This window comes from Streptomyces sp. NPDC104581 (genome assembly GCF_055583685.1).
In genome coordinates, this window is record NZ_JBVJNN010000023.1 from 84,163 (window position 1) to 106,343 (window position 22,181).

General features: G+C 69.6%; 25 protein-coding genes. 14 read left to right on the forward strand and 11 right to left on the reverse strand.

Translation table 11 applies throughout. The annotated features are described in order from the left end of the window. Positions 1–491 precede the first annotated feature (491 nt). The 5 genes from ACZ61E_RS20200 to ACZ61E_RS20220 form a co-directional block, all read right to left on the reverse strand. On the reverse strand, positions 492–794 hold the full coding sequence (locus tag ACZ61E_RS20200) for a DUF6221 family protein (protein WP_469701162.1): 303 nt from the start codon (positions 792–794) through the stop codon (positions 492–494). 74 nt (positions 795–868) lie between these two features. Next, positions 869–3,454, reverse strand: a complete 2,586-nt coding sequence (locus ACZ61E_RS20205; protein ID WP_469701164.1) for a helicase associated domain-containing protein — start codon at positions 3,452–3,454, stop codon at positions 869–871. 89 nt (positions 3,455–3,543) lie between these two features. Further along, a complete protein-coding gene (locus ACZ61E_RS20210; protein ID WP_469701166.1) occupies positions 3,544–4,086 on the reverse strand; it encodes a hypothetical protein in 543 nt (180 codons plus the stop codon). Between the two features lie 62 nt (positions 4,087–4,148). After that, complete coding sequence (locus ACZ61E_RS20215; protein ID WP_469701168.1) at positions 4,149–4,295, reverse strand: hypothetical protein; 147 nt, start codon at positions 4,293–4,295, stop codon at positions 4,149–4,151. 290 nt (positions 4,296–4,585) lie between these two features. Beyond that, the gene (locus tag ACZ61E_RS20220; RefSeq protein ID WP_469701169.1) at positions 4,586–5,092 is read right to left on the reverse strand and encodes a helix-turn-helix domain-containing protein; all 507 of its coding nucleotides are present in this window, start codon (positions 5,090–5,092) and stop codon (positions 4,586–4,588) included. A gap of 98 nt (positions 5,093–5,190) precedes the next feature. Between ACZ61E_RS20220 and ACZ61E_RS20225 the strand changes: the two genes are divergently transcribed. Next, complete coding sequence (locus ACZ61E_RS20225; RefSeq protein WP_469701171.1) at positions 5,191–5,685, forward strand: hypothetical protein; 495 nt, start codon at positions 5,191–5,193, stop codon at positions 5,683–5,685. 347 nt (positions 5,686–6,032) lie between these two features. On the opposite strand, the gene ACZ61E_RS20230 is transcribed toward ACZ61E_RS20225, so the two are convergent. From ACZ61E_RS20230 to ACZ61E_RS20255, 6 genes are all read right to left on the reverse strand, one after another. Then, positions 6,033–6,857, reverse strand: a complete 825-nt coding sequence (locus tag ACZ61E_RS20230; protein ID WP_469701173.1) for a hypothetical protein — start codon at positions 6,855–6,857, stop codon at positions 6,033–6,035. Between the two features lie 212 nt (positions 6,858–7,069). Next, on the reverse strand, positions 7,070–7,954 hold the full coding sequence (locus tag ACZ61E_RS20235; RefSeq protein ID WP_469701174.1) for a DciA family protein: 885 nt from the start codon (positions 7,952–7,954) through the stop codon (positions 7,070–7,072). Beyond that, the gene (locus ACZ61E_RS20240; protein ID WP_469701176.1) at positions 7,954–9,246 is read right to left on the reverse strand and encodes a helix-turn-helix domain-containing protein; all 1,293 of its coding nucleotides are present in this window, start codon (positions 9,244–9,246) and stop codon (positions 7,954–7,956) included. Before ACZ61E_RS20240 ends, ACZ61E_RS20235 begins: the two co-directional genes overlap by 1 nt. Before the next feature lie 913 nt (positions 9,247–10,159). Beyond that, positions 10,160–10,495 carry a hypothetical protein gene (locus tag ACZ61E_RS20245; protein WP_469701178.1) on the reverse strand — a complete coding sequence of 112 codons (336 nt, stop codon included), beginning with the start codon at positions 10,493–10,495 and terminating at the stop codon, positions 10,160–10,162. Positions 10,496–10,580: 85 nt separating this feature from the next. Beyond that, positions 10,581–11,141, reverse strand: coding sequence for a UTRA domain-containing protein (locus ACZ61E_RS20250; RefSeq protein WP_469701179.1), 561 nt, complete (start codon positions 11,139–11,141; stop codon positions 10,581–10,583). A 67-nt stretch (positions 11,142–11,208) separates the two neighbouring features. After that, complete coding sequence (locus tag ACZ61E_RS20255; protein WP_469701181.1) at positions 11,209–12,021, reverse strand: GntR family transcriptional regulator; 813 nt, start codon at positions 12,019–12,021, stop codon at positions 11,209–11,211. A gap of 480 nt (positions 12,022–12,501) precedes the next feature. Here ACZ61E_RS20255 and ACZ61E_RS20260 point away from each other — a divergent pair, with 480 nt between their 5' ends. The 13 genes from ACZ61E_RS20260 to ACZ61E_RS20320 all read left to right on the forward strand — a co-directional run bounded on the left by ACZ61E_RS20260 (position 12,502) and on the right by ACZ61E_RS20320 (position 22,181). Beyond that, positions 12,502–13,314 (forward strand): hypothetical protein, encoded by an 813-nt coding sequence (locus ACZ61E_RS20260; protein WP_469701182.1) that lies wholly within the window; start codon positions 12,502–12,504, stop codon positions 13,312–13,314. 114 nt (positions 13,315–13,428) lie between these two features. Further along, on the forward strand, positions 13,429–13,785 hold the full coding sequence (locus ACZ61E_RS20265; RefSeq protein ID WP_469701184.1) for a hypothetical protein: 357 nt from the start codon (positions 13,429–13,431) through the stop codon (positions 13,783–13,785). Positions 13,786–13,936: 151 nt separating this feature from the next. Beyond that, positions 13,937–14,275: a hypothetical protein gene (locus ACZ61E_RS20270; protein ID WP_469701186.1), complete on the forward strand. Its 339-nt coding sequence runs from the start codon at positions 13,937–13,939 to the stop codon at positions 14,273–14,275. A 409-nt stretch (positions 14,276–14,684) separates the two neighbouring features. Continuing rightward, positions 14,685–14,870 carry a hypothetical protein gene (locus tag ACZ61E_RS20275; protein WP_469701188.1) on the forward strand — a complete coding sequence of 62 codons (186 nt, stop codon included), beginning with the start codon at positions 14,685–14,687 and terminating at the stop codon, positions 14,868–14,870. Between the two features lie 27 nt (positions 14,871–14,897). Then, entirely contained in the window at positions 14,898–15,143 is a 246-nt protein-coding gene (locus tag ACZ61E_RS20280; protein ID WP_469701190.1) for a hypothetical protein, read from the forward strand. Positions 15,144–15,322: 179 nt separating this feature from the next. Further along, positions 15,323–15,631, forward strand: coding sequence for a WhiB family transcriptional regulator (locus ACZ61E_RS20285; protein ID WP_469701192.1), 309 nt, complete (start codon positions 15,323–15,325; stop codon positions 15,629–15,631). A 282-nt stretch (positions 15,632–15,913) separates the two neighbouring features. Then, on the forward strand, positions 15,914–16,114 hold the full coding sequence (locus tag ACZ61E_RS20290) for a DUF5999 family protein (protein ID WP_469701260.1): 201 nt from the start codon (positions 15,914–15,916) through the stop codon (positions 16,112–16,114). Positions 16,115–16,232: 118 nt separating this feature from the next. Further along, a complete protein-coding gene (locus ACZ61E_RS20295; RefSeq protein ID WP_469701194.1) occupies positions 16,233–16,799 on the forward strand; it encodes a DUF6197 family protein in 567 nt (188 codons plus the stop codon). A gap of 142 nt (positions 16,800–16,941) precedes the next feature. Next, a complete protein-coding gene (locus ACZ61E_RS20300) occupies positions 16,942–19,005 on the forward strand; it encodes a DUF2637 domain-containing protein (RefSeq protein WP_469701196.1) in 2,064 nt (687 codons plus the stop codon). A gap of 208 nt (positions 19,006–19,213) precedes the next feature. Further along, a complete protein-coding gene (locus tag ACZ61E_RS20305) occupies positions 19,214–19,372 on the forward strand; it encodes a hypothetical protein (RefSeq protein ID WP_469701198.1) in 159 nt (52 codons plus the stop codon). A gap of 143 nt (positions 19,373–19,515) precedes the next feature. After that, the gene (locus ACZ61E_RS20310; protein WP_469701199.1) at positions 19,516–19,983 is read left to right on the forward strand and encodes a hypothetical protein; all 468 of its coding nucleotides are present in this window, start codon (positions 19,516–19,518) and stop codon (positions 19,981–19,983) included. Then, positions 19,983–20,186 (forward strand): hypothetical protein, encoded by a 204-nt coding sequence (locus tag ACZ61E_RS20315; RefSeq protein ID WP_469701201.1) that lies wholly within the window; start codon positions 19,983–19,985, stop codon positions 20,184–20,186. Before ACZ61E_RS20310 ends, ACZ61E_RS20315 begins: the two co-directional genes overlap by 1 nt. Before the next feature lie 387 nt (positions 20,187–20,573). After that, positions 20,574–22,181, forward strand: a complete 1,608-nt coding sequence (locus tag ACZ61E_RS20320; protein WP_469701203.1) for a hypothetical protein — start codon at positions 20,574–20,576, stop codon at positions 22,179–22,181.

Sequence of the window (22,181 nt, forward strand, 5' to 3'; positions counted from 1 at the left end):
GTTGAGAGGTCTGAGCCAGAGTCTCCGCTCGGCGCTCGGACAGTGCGACTGGGCGGTGGTGCGCGCCGAGACCCTGAGAGATCCGTCGCTGATCGTCCTGCGGCATGAGCGAACCCGACGGGCGGCAGCTCGGTGGGCCCGCGGCATTACACCCGCTGTTGCGATCATGCCTGTGGAAGACCTGCCCCGCGAACTCGCTGAACACCGTCCCGTCTTCGTCGATAACGCCCCGCTGGGATAGCGGCCCCTGCCACAGCAGATGCAGCCCTCTTGGGCGGTGCGGCGGGACTTCAGGACCTGCCCGAGCGCGACACCTGTGGACCAGGCTTTGGGAGTTGGCGCGGACCGCAGCCCGCTTCGCGTCGACGGGGGCGCGCTACGTCGGGAGTTGCACCCACCGACCGGACGTCGCCGCGCCGCAGTTTCGCCCGAGCGGTTCGCAGTTCGGCGAGCTCCTGCTCGCCCGGCCCAGGTTCTGCTCGTACGCCGGTCTACGTCGGCCACCCTTCGCGGTAGTCGCGGTGCCCGGTGTGAGCCTGGGCGAGCAGGAGAAGCTGCCGCTCCGCGTTGCGCCCGCTGCGTCCGGTGGTGCCGAGGTAGGGGACGACGGTCTCTTCGAGGAGCGTCAGCAGAGCTTCTGCCGCGCCGGCGTTGGCACGGGCTTGCTTCTCCGCCGCTTCGAGGGATACGCCCAGCCGTTCTCGCTGGGTGATGAGGGTGTTCCCGATCAACCGGGCGTTCGCCAGGTTGTCGTTGAGCCGGGCCCGCACGAACTCCAGCAGACTGTCGGTCACGCTCTGCTCCCCGGGTGGGCTGTTTTTTGTCGCCTACGAGCCGAGATGACTCGGGGGCTTTCGTACGTCTTGGGTCAGGCGGACTGCCCGTTCTCCCGCACCGTGCCACGACGACCGCTGCCCTTGCGCTGGACCGGCCAGCGGCCTGTCTTCCGGTACCCCTGGATCTTGGTGTTGAGCTGGGACCGGTGCATCCCTAAGACGTCCGCGATGCTTGCCTGGGCGACTTTCAGGTCGTCGACGAGCCGCATGATCTCCAGGCCCGCCTGGTGTGGCGGGAGTGCGGTAAGTGCCGCTGCTTCGTCCGCGGTGATGTCCCGGGACGGCTTCGCAGCCCAGACCGAGTCCCAGGACATGCCCCGCTCGTCCAGGGCCTGCTTGCGTTCGGGCGGGAGTTCGGTCACTTTGCCGTTCCTCGTCCGTGTGCCGTTGTTGAGGTTCCGGTAGTACATGATGCTCTTGCCGAGCGGGTACCCCTCGCTGTCGACGTAGTCCTTCCGGACGGTGCGCAGGGTGCCGTGCTCGGCGACGTACCGGTCGGCAGCGGCCAAAAACCGTGCCCAGGTGCCAGCTTTACCGCCCTGCTCCGGGTCCCACCCCAGTTCCCTCAGGGAGGCCAGTTCGGCCGGGTCGATCGTTCCTTCGCGCCACTGCGCCCGGTAGCGCTTGAGACGGACTCCGAGGGTGTAGCCCGTAGCGGTCTTCCACCCGCTCTTCACGTCGTTGAGGGAGCCGTGCTCCTGGACGTACTTCTGGCAGGCGGTGAAGAACTCCTGCCAGGCCAGGTCCCGGCTGTCCCAGATCATCCCGAGGTCGTCCAGGGCGGCCCGCACGGAAGCGGGGGCCCGGTCCGGCCGGGTGCGTGTCGTGTTGATTTTCGAGCCGAGGGAGTAGCCGTTCGGGGTCACGTAGGACTGGGGCACGTTGACGTGACCGTGTTCCTTCCGGTAGGCGCGCAGCTCCTTGAGGAATCGCTGCCAGGGGACGTCTTTGGTGTCCCAGGCCATGCCGATGCTGTCCAGGGCGTCGATGCGATCGCGGCGCAGCCACCCCTTGCGGCGGTGCTGGCGGGCGTTGATGAGCCAGGTGCCCAGCCGCAGGCCGCTGTCCGTCACGTGGTCGGCGGGGATCGACAGGTTGCCGTGGGTCTCGTAGTAGGCGCGGGCCTGCCCGAACCCGGCCCACCAGGTGGAGGTGACCTGCTTGACTGTCAGGGCCTTGATCCCGGCCAGGACGTCGTCGCTGGTGCCCGGTGGTAGTTCCACCGTGATCCGGGAGGGCAACTGCGGGTTGCTGGTGGGGTCGTGCGATGCCTGGGTGTCCAGCTCGATCCCGAGCGTCTCGTCATGGGCGCGCAGGGCGCGCAGGACCTGCCACAAGACCCGGTACTCGCCGGGGTCCAGGTCGCTGATGTCCTCCACGGAGTCCGGGACGACGATGGGCACGATCACTGTGGCGACGTCCTGCTCGCTGCGGGAGCGGCGGATGGCCCGCCCGACGGCCTGGACGATGTCGACCTGGGACCGCTTGGGGTGGGTGAAGGCGACGGCGTCGACGGCCGGGACGTCCACGCCCTCGGACAGGCAGCGCACGTTCGTCAGCACCGTCCACCCCTCAGCCCCGCCGGGGGGTGTCCGTAGCGCTTCCAGGGCATTCTCCCGCTGTCGGTGGTCCATCGCCCCGGTCACCCGCGCGGTATGGAGTTCCCCGGCGGGGCGGCTGCCGGCCGGGAGCCGCTGAAGGGTGGTGCTCAGCGTGCGGGTGAACTCCGCCACGGCGTCGAGGCGGTTGGAGAACGCGAGAATCCGGCGCAGCCCGTACTGGCGGGCCGCCTGGGCGATGACGGTCTGCGCGGCCAGGATGCGCAGGTCCGGCGCCCCGGGCTCGTCCACCAGGAGGCGCTCGTCGCTGAGGATGTCCACGAGTTGGGCGCGGCTGACGCCGATGATGACGACCCGGTAGTCGTCCAGGTAGCCCTCGCGGATGGCCCTGGCCCACGGGTACTCGTAGAGCACCGGGCCGAAGACGGCGGTGTCGGACATCGACACCGAGCCCAGTGATGTCTCGGTGCGGACCTCGTCGATCCGGGGGGTGGCCGTCATGAACAGGCGCCGCCGGGCGGGCAGGAACGTCTCGTCCAGGACCCGGCGCGTGCTGTAGTCGGTACGTCCCGCGAGGTGGTGCGCCTCGTCGAAGACGACGAGATCGGCGACGGCCTGCCGGCCGGTCAGGGCTTCTGCGAGCCGGTGGGCGGAGAGGTAGGTGCCCACGATCAGCCGCCGGCCGCGCTGGGTGGTGAGCCAGTCGCCGATCTCCCCGGCGTCGGTGGTGACACGGGCGTCGACGTCCTCCAGGTGTGCGGGGGCGTCGGCCACGGTGTCGTCGCTGCACACGGCCAGGACCGCGTCCACACGGGACAGGGTTCGCCAGGCGGTGACGGTCTGCGCGACCAGGGACAGGGACGGGGCGAGCACGACAATCAGTCCGTCCCTGGGGACGAGTTCGCGGGCGGCAATGACCGACATGAGGGTCTTCCCGCTGCCGCACGCCGCGTAGAGCTGGCCTTTGCCGGCGTCGGCGAGCCCGGTGACGACCGCGTTGATCGCCTCGCTCTGGTACGGGCGCAGGGCGGGTTCCCGTAGCCGGGTTGCGCTACTCACGATGCGACTCCTGGCTCTTGTGGCGGTGGAGGTGGGGGCGGCCCGTCGGGTCCGTGTGCTCTGGAGGTACACGGTCGGGCGGGAGGCGGTCACGCGCTCTTGTCGCCACGGGCTCCCTGGCCGGGACGGGAGGCGTGCGCGTCTCGGACCTCGCCGGACAGGTAGTACGCCTGCACTCGGCCTGAGTCCGGGTTCGCCTTGTGGACCGCGGCCTTGACGCCCCAGGCGGACATCTTCTTACGGGCCGACCCGTTCGCCGACACCGTCTTGTACCCGAGTTCCTGAGCAACCCGGTCGATGGTCCACAGTTCGTACCGGGCGACGATCTCCCACAGGTCGATGTCGTCGACGATGCCTTTGATGTCCAGCTCGCCGTGCTCGTTGAGGGGGTAGCCGTCGAAGTCCTGGTCGTCTGTGTAGGCGGGGCCGATGAACTCGTCTCCGGTCAGGGCGACGGAGGGCGGGAGGGCGTCGTTGATCGCGTTGCGGTAGGCGCTGACGATTCCGTCGAAATCGAAGCCGTCGGTTCCCTCGGACCCAAACGCCTCGGTGACGGTGTGCTCCAGGCCGCTGGCGTACTGGTCGATGTGGTTGTTCCAGCTGCCGTAGCTGGTGTTGGTGACGTAGGACATGGCGGTCTCTTTCGGTACGGAGGGGAGATCAGAGAGCGGAGGGAGTCCGGCTGACCACAGGCTCAGTAGCCGTACCCGTCGTCGTCCTGGACCCATGGCGGCGACATCTGGTCCGCCTCTCCCTGACGGAGTTTCTGCCGGTCAAAGAAGTCTTCGATGTCGATCCCCTGAGCTGCCGCCAGGTCGTAGGCCAGCTCTCGGTAGGTCATTGGTTCGTCTGAGTACGACTCCTGCGCGGAGTCATACGAGATCGGCTCCTCAACAACGTCATCCCATTGGTGGGCTCGACCGTCCTCACCGATGTACTCGGTGGCCGCCCAGTCCGGCCACCTGCTGGCAGGCTCGACTGCGGTCGGTCCGGGCTCGTTCCATCGGAGGCTAGCGGCGTCCACGTGGCCGCCTGTGTGGCCAAGCAGCCGACAGCAGGTGGGAATGCCGAACCGGGTGGCCAGTCGGGCGGGGGCGGTGGAGCGGCAAAGAGGCTTCACGACTGTCCTTTCTAGAGGGCGGTGATCGCGGCGCGGATGCCGTCGACGGTCATCTCCCAGATGTCCTCGCGGGTGGCGACGCGGGGGGCGCTGTAGCCGTAGCGGCAGTGGAGCTTGCCGTCGGCGGCGTCGAACCAGACCTTGTCGATCACGCCGAGGAAGAGGCCAGCCTGACGATTGGCGATCTTGTCACCGTCCCAGGCCGCCCAGGAGATGTTGCCGGTGCCGTAGGTGGCGACTTCCAGGCCGGCGAACCCGGCCCAGTCGTTGATGTAGACGCGGTCCATGCCGTTCTTCTGCCAGCGGTGTCCGCCGATGGCGACCATGTTCTCGGTGGTGAAGACGGTGGGCTTGGCGGGTCGCTTCATGGCGCCGATGGCGATGCGGCGGGCGAGGGAGGCGGTGTCGATGACCCAGCGGCCGGCGGTCTTGGTGGCGGCGATGACACCGTTGCGGGCCCAGGTGCGGATGGTGGCGACGGTGACGTTCGCGGTCTGGGCTGCGGTGGTGGTGTTCATCGGGGTCTCCTTCTCCCTGGCGATGACACGACTATGACTCACGTGAGTCAAAGTGTCAAGGGTCGTGACCCGGCAGACCACAAGAGCGTTAAGCAGACATGACCGACACCAACGAACTCACCCGCCTCTGGCCCCGAACCGACCTCACCAACGCGCAGATCGCCGCCAAGCTCGGCATCTCAAAAGGCACGCTCCACAGACACGCCCAAGCGGCCGGCCTACCCAAACGCCCAACCGGCAGACGCCCCGGCTCCATCCACCAAATCGCCGACTACCAGTGGACGAAGGAACGAGAAGCCCGCCTCGTCGAACTCTGGCCCGGCACCGAACTCACCGTCGAACAGATCGCAGCAGAACTGGGCACCACTTACGCCTCAGCCCAAGCCCGAGCCCGGAAACTCGGCCTACCCCACCACCCGCAGCGCTTAAGGACCGTCCCCTTAGACACCGACCTCCTGACCCGCCTCTGGTGCGACACCGCCCTCCCCCAATCCGCCATCGCACAACGACTCGGCATCAGCACGTCCACGCTGCAAAGGAGAGTGAAAGACATGGGACTGATTCCAGGATCGGAAAGAAGCATCCGATCCTGAACACGGCTCCATCCCCACCGGCAGGGGTGGAGCTGGCGCCACCCTCACGGCCGCCGCGGAGGCTGAGGGTGTCCTCGACCGCACCGCGGCCGTTCGGCACGGTACAGGCGGTGCCCCGGCTGCTTTCCTCAGCCGGGGCACCGTTCGGTCGGGCTCAGATCCACTGGAGAGCCTCGACGGCCCGGTGGCCGAACGCTGGCAGGCCGCCCGCCCGGACGGACCGTCGGCGCCCCCGCCCACCCGGCCCCGGCCGACTTCGCCCAGGACACGCTCGACTTCGGCTGACCCGACGACAGCGGGGCCGGACGGGATCACCCTGCCCGGCCCCGCTGGCTGTTCCCGGGTGTTCACCGGCTGAGGCGGGTGCGCGGCCCCCACGCGAACTCGAGGTCGTCCAGGAGGACTGTCTCCAGCTCTTCCTCCCACCGGCTGCGCAGGAGGAACGGCGCGGTCTCCATCCGCTCCAGGATGACCAGGGTCTCGGGCTGTCCGACCAGCGCGTACCGGCCGTGCGAGGCGGGCCTGCTGCCCGGCCCGTACGCGCGCAGCATCTTCTCCAGGCGGTCGCGGTGCTCCTCCACGAACGCCTCCAGGCGCTCGATGTACCCCGCGCGTTCCTCGTTGGCCACCGCGCCCAGCGCGACGTCCAGGAAGTCCGACCCGTCCGGCCAGTGGCGTGTGCCCGGGGCGGCCACGGCCCACGGGAAGCGTTCCGCCGTCGCCAGGACGTCCTTCGCCTCCAGCGACGGCACCGAGGCCGGGGCCGGGGCGGGTTCGTCCGTCGTCGTCGCCTCCGGGGTGGGGTAGGCCGGCTGCTGGAGGTGGGTGAGCAACATGGCGCTGGAGGCGGCACGCCCGCGCCCCGCGTGGGCGGTGGTGTCGGCGATGCGCAGCAGGTAGCTGGCGACGTCGCGGACGCCGGCGAACCAGCCGTCCTCGAAGTGCGGCTCGGACTTGTGCGGGGGGCTGCTCTCGGAGATCCAGGTGTGGGCGCCGGCCACAGCCCCGGCCTCCAGTTTCGCCACGATGTCGTCGGCCTGTTCGTGTCCGATCCCGGCGGCGGCCAGGGCCTGGAAAACCGTGAACCGCGCGCTCGTTGCCTCGCTCTGGTGTCGGCTGATGGCGGCCAGCTCCTTCCCGTACGCGTCTGCGTCGTGCCGCTCGCTGCGCATGCTGCTCCTTTGTTGTCTTCCTGGGTCCGGTTGGGGACCCGCTTCGGGTCGCGTAACAGGGCAGGCACCCGCGTTTCGGTCCGCGGGGCCACTGCGCCCACGTATGTCTGTCTGTCTGCCGGACGCGTTCGGCCCGGGCTCGTCGCGGGGCTGCGGCGTCGACGCGGTCTCGTGGTGTTGCCGGGGGACTTCGTCCTTCTCCTCGGGCCTGTTCACGCCGTGTTCCGCAGCGGCGGTGTCTGTTGCGCTGTCGTCGCACCGGCTTCCTCGGCACGCTTGCGGCGGCGCGCGGCGGCCAGGCTGGCTTCGAGGCTGGTGCGTCGCTGAGTGGCCTCCAGGGCGCGGCGGGCGTCGGCTTGTTCCTGCTGGTACACGGCCTCGGAGAATGCCGTTTCAGGCTCGCGGTTGCAGAGCAGGGCTTGTGTTTGCGCGTTGACGATGTGGGTGAGGTCGGGGTGCACGATGGGGTGGGGCTTGTGCTCGCGGGCTAGGGCGAGGGTGGCGAGGTAGGCGGGGTTCCGTGGGCGGGGCTCGGCGTTGGCGACCGGTTGTGCGGCCGTGTGCGAGAGGGGTGCCGGGGTGGGGTCGGCGGCCGGTTCGGGTGCCGGGCGGGCGGGGGCTCCGACCCGGAGGACTCGGATGGTCCGCACCAGATCCTCGCCCGGGTCCTCGCCGAGGTTCTCGCGGAGGTGCTGGTTGATGGTGCTGATGATGCGGGCCTGGTGGAGGCGGAGTTGGGTGCCGTACGCGTCGGACGCGGGGCGCAGGTGGAGGGTGCCGGTGTCGTCGTCGAACCGTTCGGCGGAGACCTTCCCGGCAAGTTGGGGGGCGATGTCCGCCCACTGGCCGAGGACATTGCCGCCGGCGACGGGGGTTTTCCAGCCGCGTTCGGTGACCATTCGCTCGATGGCGCCGGCGAGGGTGAGCGGGTCACGGCCCCCGGTACGGTCTGCCCGCTTGGTGTTGATACGCCGGGCCTTGCGCTCGGGAGGCCGGGTCTTCGCGGCCTGCATCGCCGAGCGGAGAGCGGCGCGGGCGAGGTCGACCCCCGATGTCTCCGCAGCGGTGGTGGAGCCGGGCTGGGCGGGGATGGTCATCAGAACGCTCCTGTCGGGTCTGCGGAGGCGAAGAACGCGGCGAAGTCCGCTTCGGCGTCGGCGGCGCCGGCCTGGGGGGTGTTGAGGTTGTCGAGTCCGAGTGCGGCCTGGCGGGTCGCGTAGGCGGCCTTGCCCTGGTCGAGTCCGGCCATGAACTGCGCGACCAGGCGGGGGCTGGTCGCGGGCTCGGGTTCACCGGCCCACTCGGTGTGCCGTGCGGTGGTGTCGCGCCAGTCCTCGACGAGCTGGCGGCGGCGGGCGGGGGTGTTCCACAGCTCGTGAGCGCCGGTGAGGCGGCGGGCGAGGTAGCCGGAGGGCCGGTGAACGGTGTCGGAGACGGAGATCTGGTCGATGACCGCCCGCACTTCGTCGGCCGACCATCCGGCATCGGCGACATGGCGGATTACCCAGGCGATACGCCGGACGGAGGCGCGGCTCATCCACGGCACGAGGGTGATGAGCTCGCGGGCCAGCTGGTAGCGGCGGCCGACCCGGTTGAGCTTCCGGAGGGCCTTCGGTTTCCGCTCCTTGGGGGTGGGGGAGTGCTTCCCGCTTGCGAGCTTGCTCTCAGAGGGAGGAGTGGGAGTACCGGTAGTTGAGCAACTGCGGGAACCACCCTGCATTGGGGTGCAACGCGACCCTCCGGAAACAGCCGTCACAGACGCCCCGTCAGCACCTGTCCGGGACGCCCCGGTTGGGGCCTTCGAGGTCCTCGGCTTCGACCGCGGTTTGCGGACCTTCCTCGCCGCCTTCTTCGCCAGGCGCGCCATCAACTCCCGGCCCGTGGCCGCGATCCCCGTCATCACCCGCGTGTACGCAGGCGCGCCCGGGTCACGCTGCTTCGTCCGGATCCCGAGCGCGGCGTCGAACTCCGCCGGGATGATCCGGGCGAACTCCGACGCCATCGCGGACTGCCCGCGCACCCGGGTCCCGCGCACGACGTACGCGAGCAGCCCGGCCTCCCGCAGCATCCCCAGGTGGTACTCCACGGCGCGCTTGGTCAAGCCGGTCCGGGCCATCAGGTACTTGACCCCTGGACGGCACGGCGACAGCTCGGCGAGCAGCTGCGCGACGAGTACCGTCGTCGGCCCGAAGCTTCGTGGCCCGTGCGACTTGTGCGCCCGCGGCTCGTACAACCCCGATCCGGCGACCCAGTGGACCGCCTGCATCCAGGAGTAGCCGTCCGTCGCCACGCGGCCCGCCGTGGTGGACAGCCACTGGCATGCCTCGGGGACGAACAACTCCGGCAGCACATCAACCGGGCCGTCGACCGACGAGCGCGGACCAGGCATCCTCGCGGCGGCCGGCGCCGCCGCGGCCCTCACCGGCCCGCCGTCGTGACAGGCGGGGCAACCAGCAGGGCCCAGCGGGAGCGATCGGCGATCCACCGACGCTGCGATCGCTGGCCTGTGAATAGAGAGACCCGCCCCGTACGAGCAGCGCCGGAGGGCGCGCTATGGGCGGTGCTGACGGCCAGGGCCGGCGCGGCATCGGGTGCCACGGGCGATCCCGGCGAACGACACCAAGGCGACCTTTTCAGGCCCGAAATTCTTCTCGAACGGCAGACTTTTAGGCCGCGAATAGGGTGAAAACGGCCGGGAGTGGGCTGGAAAATGGCAAGCAGGTACGGCAAGATGGCCTCTCGTCAGGGGCCACGCCGCTTGACACAACAAAGCCCCTCATCGGGCTTTGGTTCTGGGGAGAACCAACAGATAGACCGTTCGCAGCCGACTGGCATCGGGGCGAACAACCCCTCCGGGGCCCTGGCAGGCTGACCGGAGATTCGAGGGGACGCTGTGGCCGAGGTGCTGGAAACACCTTGTGGCAGAGCGTCCCGGGGCGGCATGAAGACCCGAACGGGCGCCGCCCCCGAAGGCTTACGTCATCCCGCCCCTCTCGACAGAGAGGCGGACCGGGATGCGCGTGGACAGCACGAACGCCCCGTCGAAGGACCAGCAACCGAACACGCGGCTGCTGACCCCACGGCGGGGTGCGGTGTGTCGAGCGCTGGGTACGGGTACCCTGATCACGTCGGCACCTTCCTTCAGGTTAAAAGGTGTGCGGCAGGCCGACCGGACCCCCATCACAAGGTCCCTCGGCCACGTGGCCCCTCTCGACTTGCTCAAGGTCGATCGACGGGGCCACTCTTCTTTTTGATCAACGTCGCGGGCCACTGTACCGCTCCGGCGACACTCTGTGGCCTTGCTACTCACGTGTCGTCACCCCGGCCTCTTCGGCGATGCGTTGGGCCTGGACCATGTACGCGTATGCCATCCCGAGGTGCCCGTACGCGCTGTCATCTGCGATGAGGGCTGATTCTGCCGATTCGGCGGCACGTTCCAACTGGCGTGCGAGGGGGGATGGGACGGCTACATTGGCGAACTTCCGCAGCGCGCTCACCACTTCAGCGAGCCCGGCATTCTTGGCCAGGCCGGCCGGTCCCTTGGCGCCTGAGAGCGCAGGAATCCACCCGTTGGCCGCGTCCAGAGAGCTGCGGAGTTCTTCCACCAGCTCGGCGGCGGTGAGGCGCTCGGTACTCAATTCAAGGATCCGTTTCCAGGGGAGTTCATGAGAGTCGGCTGCAGCGGCGCCCCAGCGAAGCCGGGGCCCCGCTCGCGGGAGCGTGTCAGGCGAGTGGAGCGGCGTAGCGGAGCTTCCAGCCCTTGCCCAGTACGTGCTGGGTAACCTCGACAACGCGGCCGTCAGCGGTCGCACCGATGTGGGTGATGGTCAGGACCTCCGAACCTTCGGGCAGACCGAGACGGCTGGACTCCTCGGATGTCGCCGCTCGGAGCTCGATGTCCTCGGTGGCGGTGTCGCCCTGGTCGTACCCGGCTTCCTTCATGCGGCTGATGATGCCGCCGACGCCGGTGTCTGCTTGTTCGACGCCTGCTGCCTCCGCGACGTCCGTCGGGATGTACGTGGTGACGAGCTGGATGACACGGTCACCGTCGAACATCTCCCGAGCCCTGACGACGACGTCGCCGTCGACACCCAGGAGCTCCGCGACATCCGCCGGCGCTGCGGCGCGGCTGACGACCACCTCGGTACGGGGGCTGCGGCCAGACCGGCGCAGCTCAGCGTCGAAGGCGCCGCGGGCGTCGTTCTCTTCGCGCTGGTCGGTGGTGTACCGGGTCCGCGCGTCGCGCAGGATCACACCGGTGTCGTCGATTCGGTTGCTGGCCATGTACTGAATGCTCCTCGCTGATGGGGTTATAGGTGCTGCACCGACGTTCATGACGTCAGCATGAGTGCTAGTTACTGGTGCTCGGTGTATCGATGACCCACTCGTAGGCGAGCCGCCACTTGGCCCGGGGCAGGACGTGAAGACAGATCTCCACCACACGTCTGTCGACCGTGAGCCCTTTGTGGGTGATCTCCAGAACGGCCTGTTCAGTCGGGATGCCGAGGGCTTCGGCTTCTTCAGGGGTGGGCGATCGGACCTCGATCTCCTCACGTAGTCGCACCTGCTTGAATCCGGCCTCAGCCATCCGCGACTTACTGCCGCCCTTGCCCGTGTTGCCTTCCGCCAGCGCGGGACAGGCGTCTACGACGTCCGGCGGGAACCAACTGGTGGCGACCTGGATGATTTCGAGGGCATCTTCGTTGTCCGGCAGGCCAACCGGCATGATGCGCTGCCGCCTCAAGGTCTTCGCTCGGTGGTGCATCTCGAAGACTTGGGCGACCTTCTTCGGTGGTACGTCCCGTCCGATGTCGACGAGCGGGGTCTTGTACTCGAACCCCATGGCCTTCATCTCCGCTTCGAACGCACCTACAGCTCCGCCGGCTTCACGAACAGCCGGGAGGTACCTGCTGGTGCGATCGGACACGATCTTGCCGATGACCAGGGACACGAAGGTGCCCTTGCCGCGTCGCGAGAACACGAGCCCTTCGTCTTCCAGAAGCCCGTAGACCTCTCGGGCTGTCTGGTAGGCGATGCCGTGCTCCTTCTGGAGCTGTGGAACACCAGGCAGGCGGGACCCCGGCACGAGCACGCGCCGTTCGATCTTGTCCCGGATGTCGGCGGCGATCCGCTCAACTTTCCCGGGCTCTCTCTTGGTCACCATCCCCTGCCCTTCAGCCGTCGCCCGGCAAGCGGCTCTCGCTGCCGTGGCGCACAAGCATTGCATGTCTAGTTGTTTCTCAACAGCCGGGCGCGCCGCGTCGTTCTCCGGGCGCGACACGCCATTTATAGATGAACAGAAATTAGCAGGTCAGAGCCTTGAAGATGAGTTACTTAGCTAGACAGGTTGACACTCCCCCGAAAGGAAGGCTCTAATCAGGGTGTTCCCAGCGCAGGGCGAGTAGCCGAGCGCAGGGAGTGATCACTCGCACCACGGCAAAACAGCAGGGGTCACTGCTCTTCGGAGCGGATGGCAGTGGGGTGAGCCGAGCTCCCCCGGCCTACCTGTACCTCATATCGAGCACCACAGATCCACCCCGATAGCGCTGCTGCGCTGTCTGTCCGCCAGGACCACCAGCCGAAAGGCCGGCCTGGCGCGGCAGAGAAGGCAGCCTCGCCCCCGCCCCCACGTCAGGAGGCCCAGATGCCCCGTATCCGTCCCGGCCGTGTCCGGACCAAGAACACCAACCGCCGTGCGCCGTTACTGCTCAGCAGCATGGCGCCAGAAGACTTCAACGTTCGTCCGGACGAAGTGAAGTCGATCGTCTGCCCGTACTGCCGTGCCTGGCGCCGGATCACCGGCGAGACGGACCTCAAGATCCGCGAGCACTGGGTCTCCCACGAGGTCATGAGGGGCGAGAAGTACGACTGCCCCGGCAGTCTCCAGGCCGTCGTCATCGACATTGATGTGCGGCGCTGGCAGGCGCGGCAGAACCGGCTGCTGAGGGACGCGATGCCGCAGGAAAACCGGCGCGCGGCTCAGCAGTTCTACAAGCCGATCCCTGCTCCCGCCGTCCCCGTATCCCGGATGGAGGCGGAGGTCACGCTGGAGTCGACGCGCCAGTCCTACCTCGCTCACCGCAAGGGCTGCACGCGGTGCGTTGGCGGCCGCCACTGTACGGACGGCGGCGTCCTGGCGCGCCGGTACGTTCTCGCACTTCATGAAGAGCCCGACCGCCGAGAGGCCCGCGAGGAGGTGATGCGTCACGAGCGGCGTGCCGCGCGAAAGCAGGCTGCACGGTGGCCCGCGGTTCGAAGCGCGCAGTGGGCCATGTACGGCGGCGAGGCGGTCGCGAAGGCTAACAACCTCTGCACCACGCGGACTTCGGGTTCACTCTCCGAGTTTCGCGGCCCCGGCCTCCCGCTGATGCCGCAGAACGTGGAAGCGCACGACCGGCGTCAGGCCGAACTGGGCAAGCAGTACGCCCGGAAGAGCCCGGCCACATCAACTGTCTGACCCGCACCCGAGACGAACGACCACGGCCGCCGCCCCGATACCGGGGCGGCGGCCGTGGCTGCTCGTACGCGCAGTCCACTCTCCCAATCGCCGCCCTCTTGGAAGGACCACCGCATGCGCAGCACGCTGGCCGACCTCTACACCCGCCACTCCGCGCGTCTCGCCGCTCGCGTCACGGCACGCCTGGACGCCACCGGGGCCGGTGATCCGATCGCCGAGACCGACGACGTCACCCAGGAAGTCTGGCTCGCCGCAGCCGGGTTGGACGTTCTTCCCGCGCCGGACCAGGCATGGGCCATGCTCCGGGAACTCGCCGACCAGGCGGTCCAGCAGCGCGAGCAGGTGGAGCATCACCGCCGTGAGGTCCCGTCCGGCATGGGCCTGCCCGCCGGACAGGTCATACAACCGGCCGCGATGCCCCACAACGTCACCGTCGTCTTCGATGTCGAGCCGATGGCCGTCGCGGCCTGAACAGCCGCTCTTCCTGCGTACTCCGTCGTCGCCGGCCCCTGGGTCCGGCGGTGGCGGAGGGCTGACAGGAAGCCCTGCACCACCAACACAGGTGCGCCGCCCGGGTCTTGACCACCCGGACGGCGCGATACAGGCACCCCAAGGAGGTCCTGTGATCACCACTCTTTCACGGCCTGCCGCACAGCCGAAGGCCGGATGGATCGAAGACGAGGAAGAGCGCGACAACCAGCGCGGCTTCGAGCGGGACGAGACCGACAGTTTCCACGAGCTGGTGCGTTACCTGGTCGCCGACGGCGACGAGCGTGCCGCGCGGGCCGGCCGCCGCGCTCCCCGTCTCCTCAGCGAGATGGAGGACCGCCTCGCCCCCGCCATGACGGCTTGCAGCTCCTGCAACGGCAATGGCGGCACCACGACGACCACCACGTCCGGCGGCGTGATCCGCTCGTCCTGGAAGAGCTGCGGGACGTGCAACGGAAGGGGGACCGCCTGATGCGCGTCTACCTGTTGGTCGCCGCCGGGCACGGCCCGGTGGACGACGAAGAGAAGAAGAAGATCAGCGAGAAGGTCAAGGAAACCAACCGGCGCAGCGAGAACCGGCCCCGGTAGGTGTCCTGATTCCTCATCTCATACAGGCCGCCCGCACCGCGCAGAACCGCGCGGCGCGGGCGGCCCTCGCTTGCGGACTGCACCATCCCGCAACCCGCGTACTCCTGGCGGCCGCCGCTGCGGCGGCCGCCATGGCGTACCGGGCCGGGCACCACGTCCGCGACGTCCACCACCCCGCTCCGCCCCGGAGGTTCTCCGATGAGTGAGCCGAAGCCCGCTCCCCAGCCCAGCCCGACACCGACGCCGGTACGGCGCCGCGACGTCCGCGTGATTCTCGACCGGTTCAACCGCCGGTGAGCGCACGGAAGGACGACCTGTACGTCCGGTACCAGAACGCGACCACCGCTCACCGGGGCCACCAGGGATCCTGCACCACGTGCACGGACACCGAGCGCTGCTCCACAGGGCGGGGCCTGTTCGACACGTTCACCCGGCTACAGGACGCCTACCTCAACCGTCAGCGCCACCAGGAGAGCTGACCCCAACTACTAGAAAAGGAGCGCCGCATGGCCCGGATCACGCTCGCCCGGATGCGACAGGAGGCGGACTACTTCGCGAACGTCGCCGCGCCGCGCTCCGACGCCGCGGCGGAGGACGGTGAACGCGTCGCCGCCGACCCCGCCAGGAGCAAGCACACGCGGGCCTGCGCGGCCCGAGCGGCGCAGATCGCCCGCGGGAACGCGTCGGACTTCCGGTCCTTCGCGGCGACGCTGCGCGCCGGGGAGATCCCCGACGGCGTTGACCTCTCCTGACCTCGATCCGACCTCCGGCATTGTGCGTCGGCCCCGCCCCCTGACCTGGGCGGGGTCGGCGGAGAGCGCCGGGAGCTCACCCACTGCTCCGGCCGTACCTACGGCCGCCGACACGCGAACAGCCCCAGGGATCGCACCCCTGGGGCTGTTTCCTCTGCTGGACCTTCTGGGAGGCCCTGATGAACCGCACCATCGTACGCACGTCCGGCTACGGGCCCGTCTCCACCGCCGCCGAGCCCGAGCGTCCCCTTGCCGCCTGCACGAACGAGGACCCGGAGCTGTTCTTCCCGATCGGCGACAGCGGCCCGGCTCTGCTCCAGGCGGAAGAGGCCAAGGCTGTCTGCCGTGTCTGTCCGCTCATGGAGTCCTGCCTCCAGGGCGCCCTCGAACGCCGCGAGAAGTACGGCGTGTGGGGCGGCACCGACGAGACCGAGCGGCTCTCGATCAAGCGCCGCGCCGACCGCCGACGCGCACGCACAGCGGCCTGACCCGTACTGCCAGTTGCCTCCCCCGCCCGGACCGACCACGCGTTGTCCGGGCGGGGCCGAGGGGAGCCGGCCAGTGCGCTGTTTCCGCCTCGCGGGAGCCGACTCAACTTCTGCACCCGTCCCGCGCGCTTTCCGACCCGCACACGGGTCGCCGTCCTTTCTCAGACACCGGCCCCGGAAGGCCCGGGACTGCTCGCACCCCCTGGAGAGCTCATGGCTCACATCCCCCAGCTCGACACCGTGACGGTCACCCCCAGCGGGGCCCAGCGACTACCGAAGTCGCTGTGCTCCCACTCACCTGCATGCCCGACGGCCGACAGCCCGGACCGGGAAGCCGCACGCGTCGTGGTCGCCTACCCGGGGCAGGGCTGGAGCCTGCTCTGCAACGCGGTCCTGGTCTTCGAAGACACCGGTGAGCTGCTCCCCGACGGGCAGGTCATCGCCCCGCACCGGCCGCCGGTCACCGTCCTGGTGACTACCTGAACCGGCGGTACACGGTCTGCCAGTTGCCTTCCCCGCCCGGACTGACTGCGCGTCGTCCGGGCGGGGTCGAGGGGAGCCGGACAGCCCGGATCCGAACACCTACAGAGACGAGGCCCGCATGACCGAGACCCCCGCCCCCGAGTTCAGCGACGCCACGCTGAGCAGGGCGGCCGACCTCGCCGTCCGGTCCTACAGGCCGGTGTGGACCGGGCCGTCCGGCGAGGAGTCCACCGGTGAGGCCGTGGCCCGCCACCTGGAGGCCGCGATCGCCCTGCTCAACGAGAACGGCTGGATCCGGGTTCAGGACTTCGGCGCGAACCGGTCGCCCGTCGACCTGCCCGACGACGACTCCATGACCGTCAAGGCGATGGTCCGCTCCCTCCTGCGTTTCGTCCGTGAGGAGAGCCGCACCGACCTGCGCCAGACGATGTCCCGCGCCCTGTACATCGTCGGCCAGGACGGCCGGGACGGTGACACCGACACCGGCACGATCGCGGCCGAGGTACTGGATCTGCTGGTCCGCGCCCTCACCGGGGCGGACTCAGCCCGCGCCACTGCGTGGTCCGAGCGCCAGCACCGCACCCTCACGGACATCACGGCACTGCTGACCGCCGGCGCCCGCTTCGCACGCCTCTACGGACCCGGTTCGGCCTCCGTCGCCCGGCCCCGAAGCGCTTCCGCCTGATCACACCCGCTGGACGCCAACAGCCCTCCGGTTCCCCGGCACTTCAGATACCGGGGCCCCGGAGGGCCTGGTCCTCAGCCTACCGACCGCACACATCCACGATGCCCTCCCGCAGGGAGGCGCCCGAGAGAGAGGACAGCCCGTGGTCGCCAAGACAGCCCCCCGCCGCAGGCGTCAGCCCGCGCCGCCCGCGAAGCCCCGCGGCCGCCCGAAGACAGCAACACCGGCGACCGCCCCCGCCCAGACCTCCCCCGAGACGACCCCGCCGCCGGAGCACCCCGCGGCCGACCCCGTCGTGGCCGACGCCGCCGACCGGGGCGCCGACCTCCGGGACCAGGCCGCCGACGACGTCGCCCGCATCTTCGCCGATGGCCAGACCCGCGCCGCCGAACTGCTGGAAGCCGCCCGCACGGAGGCCGCCGCGATCGCCGAGGCGGCCACCAACGAGCAGACCCGCATCCTCGCCGACGCGGCGGCCGGCGCCGCCACCACAGCGGCCGACACCGAAGCGGCGGCCGAGCAGCTGCTCGCCGACGCGCGCCGCGAGGCCGACACCGTCACGGCGACGGCGTCCGGCGAGGCCGACGAGGTTCTCGCCGCCTCCAAGCAGACGGCCGAGCAGCTGCTCGCCGACGCGGAGGCCCAGCGCACCGAGCTGCTGGCGGCGGCGGAGCGCATCGCGGCACAGACCCGCACCCGCGCCACCACCGACACCGAAGCCCTCATGGAGCGGGCGCGGGGCGAGGCCGACCAAATCCGCGAGAGCGCGGACGCCCAGGCCACAGAGGTGCGGGCCGCGGCGGAGCGGATGGCCGCCAGCCTTCGGCAGGATGCCGGCCGTGCCCTGGACGACGCCCGTACTTCCGCTGAGGAGCTGCGGGCCGCCACGGACAAGGACGTCGCCCGGCTGCGCGAGCAGGCGGAGACGGACGCGAAGACGGCTCGCGAGGCGGCGGCGAAGGCCACGAGCGACCAAGCCGCCGCCGCGCAGGCCAGAGCTGAGGCGGACCGGGTTCTGGAGGCGGCGACGGATCGCACCGTGCAGGCGGCGAGGCGCCGGGAGATCCGGGCCGAGTCCCGCGCCAAGCGGCGCCAGATCCGCGACGAGGCCCGGCCCGAGGGCGGGGTGCCCCCGCTGTCCGGACAGGAACTGGCCGGTGTGGTCGGGATCGTCCTGGCGGCCGCGATCGTCTCCACCCTCGGTCTGCTGTCCTCCTACACCGCGCTGGAAACGGCGGCGGCTGGCTGGGGCTGGGATTGGCCGTGGCTGCTGCCCGTCGGCATCGACGTCGCGATCCCCGCCTTCACCGGCGCCAACCTGATCCTGATCCGCATGGGGATGGAGCTGCGCTGGATCCGATGGGTGCCCCGGGCCCTGACCGCCGCGACGGTCTACCTCAACTGGGAAGCCTCCGACAGCCTGGCCGGCCAGATCGGTCACGCCGTCCTCACGCTGCTGTGGGTGATCTTCTCGGAAATCGCCTCCCACGTGTACGCGACGCGGATTGGCGCGGTCACCGGCAAGATCCAGATGGAGACGGTGCGCCGCTCCCGCTGGATCCTCGCACCGCTCCCCACCGCCCGGCTGCGCCGCCGGATGATCCTGTGGGAGATCACCTCTTACGAGGAAGCGCTCACCCGCCTCCAGGAGCAGACCTACCTGCGAGCGCAGCTGCGCGAGAAGTACGGGCGGCGGTGGCGGAGCAAGGCGCCGCTGGAGCAGCGGATGGCGCTCAAGCTCGGCTCCGCGCCCGCCGCGCTCGCCGACACGCTCACCCCCGAGGACACGCTCACCGTCGAACGGACGGAAGAGAGCGAGCGCGCTCACCCTGACACGAGCGCGCTCACCTCCGGCGGGACGCTCGGTGAGCGTGAGCGCCCGGCGCTCACCTCCGGCGCTCACGAAGGCGGGCGCGCTCACCCTGACACGAGCGCGCTCACCTCCGGCGCTCACGAGGGTGAGCGCACCACGGAGGTGACGGACGCTCAGCGAGCGGACGGCGCGCTCACGCGCAGCGAGACGGACGCGCTGACCGAGCGTCGCCACACTCGTATTCGCCTCCTCTACACCGAGCTCGGGCGCCGACCGCAGTGGACCGAGATCCGCGACGCGCTCACCAAGGCGAAACTGTCCGACGAGCCGGTCTCCCGCCCGACCGCACAGCGCCTGCGCGCTCAGGTCGAAGAGGCGGCCCCGAGCGCGTAGGTGAGCGCTCGGTGAGCGCCACGCGCTCACCCTCCGGCGGAATCCCTGACGCTCACGAGCGTGAGCGCCCCCGGTCCGCGCTCACGCTCACGCTCACGAGCGTGGGCGCGGACCGGGGCGGGCGCGGTCGGCAGACCCGGTCAACTGACACACCCCGGCTGTCCGAACCCGAGCGCCTGGCGCTCACCGAACCGGAAGGAACTTCGACATGAGCGCCCTCGAATACGTGGTCGGCTTGGTCCTCATCCTGGCGGCGTTGGCCGCTGCCGCGGTCACGCCGTTCCTGCTCGTCCACTCCCGCACAGCCCACGACCACGGCCCCGCCTGCTGGTGGTGCCACCCCCGATTGCCGCGCAAGCGGCGTTGACCTGCGAAAACGAGCTGCTTCGACGGTTCCACCGGCCCCCGAGATGCCGTTAACACCTCGGGGACACGGTGAAGGCGCCGAAACGCCGTTCCAAGCCCCTACCGATCCATATCCGCACCACCCGACGAAGGAGAAAACCCCTGATGGCTGAAGAGAAGCAGCAGCGTAAGGGCGTGTGGACGCCCGACTTGCTGGCGGAAGGTCCCGAGAAGCGGCGCGTGTTCATCGAACAGCGTCGACAGTTCCTTGCCCCTCTGATCGCCGAGTCGAAGGCCCTGCTCGCCGAGATCAAGGCCGACCTCAGTGAGGCCGACAAGCTGCCCGGTGACCTGCCATTTCAGGCGAGTTTGCGGGCACGGCACACGGTGAAGCCGCTGGAGAAGGTCATCGAGGACCTTGAGGACGTGATCGTCCAGCTCACGGCGTACAGCGCGCGCTACCGGCGCAGCTACGAGGAGCTGCCCGAGAAGCGGGCCGCGAAGGACGCCGAGCGGCAGCGTCTGAAGGAGTTGAAAGCCGGCGGCGGGCAGCAGCAGATCGAGCCGCCGACTGCAAAAGCGGAATCCGATGACGCGAACCCGTTCTTCGCTCATTTCGACAAGACCGGCTGATGCCGGGGAAGGACCCCGAGCGAACGGCACGACTGGTCGCCGAGCTGTGGGCGCCGCGCCTGAACGCGGCGACGGCGCCCCGCGACCGCGTCATTGTCCTCGTCGACATGGCCCGTGCCCGGCTCTCCGAAGACGATCCGATGTGGTCGTCACTCGCCGAGCAGCTCGGCAAATACATCGAGGCGAAGACCTCGCGGCGGTAACTGTCCGCGTTCAAAATCAACGTTCAAATCAAGGAATCCCGGGGTCGCGCGCGCAAAATGCGCGCGCGTCACGCGCGCGCGTACGCGAGGCCCTGTCATTACGTCAAGTAGTTGTGAGGAGAGACCTCGATGACCGACGACGGTCGGGGCGCGGACGTCATCACGCTCCCCGGGTTCAGTCTTTCGCCGCCCGCCAACGACAAGCCCGACGACGGAGTACCAGCCCCGCCGGAAGGGGGCAGCCTCGCCCCGCCCGACATCTTCCTCAGCCTCGCTGCCCCTGGTTCCGGCGACGATTCCAGCACGGTCGACCCGGACGACATCGCCCCGCAGATGGTCGCCAACGCATCAAGCGGAACCGGAACACCGGCCCGTGCGACTGCCTCGATGGCGATGGTCACGATGGCGTCGATCGCCGTGGCGGCGCTGCGCGGTACGTGGTCGGTGGCGAACTATCTGAAGGCGCGGCGTGAGCACCACGACGCTGTTGCCGACAAGGCGCGCTCAGCGGCCGACAAGCGGAAGGTCCAGAGCGCGGCGGCCGGCGTGAAGAAGGGGGTGCAGTCCGGGCCCGAGTTCGGTCGCGGCGCCGCCGGTAAAGGCGGCGGCGGCCGGGCCGGCGGGTCGGGTGCCGGTGGCGCTTCCGGGCGCGGCGCTTTCGGGCAGCAGCGCAAGCCCTCGACGACGAACGGCGGTCGAGGCAGTGCGGCGAACGGTTCGACCGGGACCGGCGGCCGCGGCGCGGGAGCGAAGGGACCGAAGAAGCCGACTGGTGTCGGCGGCTCGTCGTCCGGCGGCCGGAAGGGTACAGGCGGCTCGGGCAAGGACACGAAGAGCGCGGGCCGCGGTGGTACCGGATCGTCGGGCTCGGGATCCGGCAAAGGGCCGACGCCGGGGGCGAAGAAGTCCCCGGGCACGCTCGGCCAGCTCGCGACCGGCCGGCAGCGGCGGAAGAACGACGAGGCGAAAGCCGGTCGGCAGGCTGCGGCCGATGAACGGAAGGCTGATCTGGCCGACCGTGCGGCGGCACGAAAGGAAGCAGCAGCCGAGGCGGCTGGCCGGCGCAAGCGCAAGGACGAGAAGCGCAAGGCGAAGCGTGAGCGCGAGAAGACCGACCGCACCGGCCAGAAGGACCCGAAGCCCGGTGACGGCACCGGGCCGAAGAAGGACGACAGCTCGAAGGCGAAGGCCCCCGAACCCGACAAGGGCAAACCTGACGAGAAGGTCGACCTGAAGAAGAAGCCGAAAGCGCGCCGGATGAAGATGCCCAGCGGCTGGTGGCGGAAGAGGAAGGGGAGCACGACGGGACCGAAGCCGCGGAAGAGCAAGCGGCGCAAGAACGGCCCGAGCACAGATGATCCGGCGGCGATGCCCGGTAACGACGGTGAGTGGCTGCGGCCCCCACCCGGATGGGACACGTCGTACTCCGTTGTGAGCGAGGTCATCCGGCCGAAGCCCCGTCCGAGGCAGCCGGAAGGCATCACGACGGGCAGAAAGGGCCTGCCCGCCGGTACGTCCGGCGAGGTCAAGCCGACCCGATCCGTACCGAAGGAGAGCCCGATCGTCATGGGCACAGCCGCTGTTGCCGGCGATGTCGGCGACACTCAGTTCGTCGACGCCGATCTGACCGTGTACGACCTGATCGAATCCGATGAAGAGATGGGCGAGCAGATCCTTCAGGGCGTTGACCACATGAACCTCGTCGCGTCGAAGTGCCAGGGCCTGAGCGCCGGGCTCGAATCGCTGTACGCGATGTGCATCGAGAAGAAGGTCCCCGGGGTCCTCACGAACTGGTGCATCCGCCTCATGGAGCGGGCCGGAAGCGTGCAGGACAAGGCCGAGGCCCTGCGCGACTCACTGCCGCGCGCGTCCGAGGCGATCCTCGCGGCCAGGGACACCGCCAGCGACGCCGACAAACTGCGCGCGGACCGGGTCAAGGAAGCCGGTCACGTGGCGCCGGCCGAGCGCGAATACCACGACCGAAGCGGGGCCTGA

Coding starts and splice junctions, on each gene's coding strand:
- ACZ61E_RS20210 (WP_469701166.1), bottom strand. CDS start 4,086: ATGTCCTACGTCACCAACACCAGCTACGGCAGCTGGAACAACCACATC.
- ACZ61E_RS20215 (WP_469701168.1), bottom strand. CDS start 4,295: ATGACCTACCGAGAGCTGGCCTACGACCTGGCGGCAGCTCAGGGGATC.
- ACZ61E_RS20220 (WP_469701169.1), bottom strand. CDS start 5,092: ATGAACACCACCACCGCAGCCCAGACCGCGAACGTCACCGTCGCCACC.
- ACZ61E_RS20225 (WP_469701171.1), top strand. CDS start 5,191: ATGACCGACACCAACGAACTCACCCGCCTCTGGCCCCGAACCGACCTC.
- ACZ61E_RS20230 (WP_469701173.1), bottom strand. CDS start 6,857: ATGCGCAGCGAGCGGCACGACGCAGACGCGTACGGGAAGGAGCTGGCC.
- ACZ61E_RS20235 (WP_469701174.1), bottom strand. CDS start 7,954: ATGACCATCCCCGCCCAGCCCGGCTCCACCACCGCTGCGGAGACATCG.
- ACZ61E_RS20240 (WP_469701176.1), bottom strand. CDS start 9,246: ATGCCTGGTCCGCGCTCGTCGGTCGACGGCCCGGTTGATGTGCTGCCG.
- ACZ61E_RS20250 (WP_469701179.1), bottom strand. CDS start 11,141: ATGGCCAGCAACCGAATCGACGACACCGGTGTGATCCTGCGCGACGCG.
- ACZ61E_RS20255 (WP_469701181.1), bottom strand. CDS start 12,021: ATGGTGACCAAGAGAGAGCCCGGGAAAGTTGAGCGGATCGCCGCCGAC.
- ACZ61E_RS20260 (WP_469701182.1), top strand. CDS start 12,502: ATGCCCCGTATCCGTCCCGGCCGTGTCCGGACCAAGAACACCAACCGC.
- ACZ61E_RS20265 (WP_469701184.1), top strand. CDS start 13,429: ATGCGCAGCACGCTGGCCGACCTCTACACCCGCCACTCCGCGCGTCTC.
- ACZ61E_RS20280 (WP_469701190.1), top strand. CDS start 14,898: ATGGCCCGGATCACGCTCGCCCGGATGCGACAGGAGGCGGACTACTTC.
- ACZ61E_RS20285 (WP_469701192.1), top strand. CDS start 15,323: ATGAACCGCACCATCGTACGCACGTCCGGCTACGGGCCCGTCTCCACC.
- ACZ61E_RS20295 (WP_469701194.1), top strand. CDS start 16,233: ATGACCGAGACCCCCGCCCCCGAGTTCAGCGACGCCACGCTGAGCAGG.
- ACZ61E_RS20305 (WP_469701198.1), top strand. CDS start 19,214: ATGAGCGCCCTCGAATACGTGGTCGGCTTGGTCCTCATCCTGGCGGCG.
- ACZ61E_RS20310 (WP_469701199.1), top strand. CDS start 19,516: ATGGCTGAAGAGAAGCAGCAGCGTAAGGGCGTGTGGACGCCCGACTTG.
- ACZ61E_RS20315 (WP_469701201.1), top strand. CDS start 19,983: ATGCCGGGGAAGGACCCCGAGCGAACGGCACGACTGGTCGCCGAGCTG.
- ACZ61E_RS20320 (WP_469701203.1), top strand. CDS start 20,574: ATGGCGATGGTCACGATGGCGTCGATCGCCGTGGCGGCGCTGCGCGGT.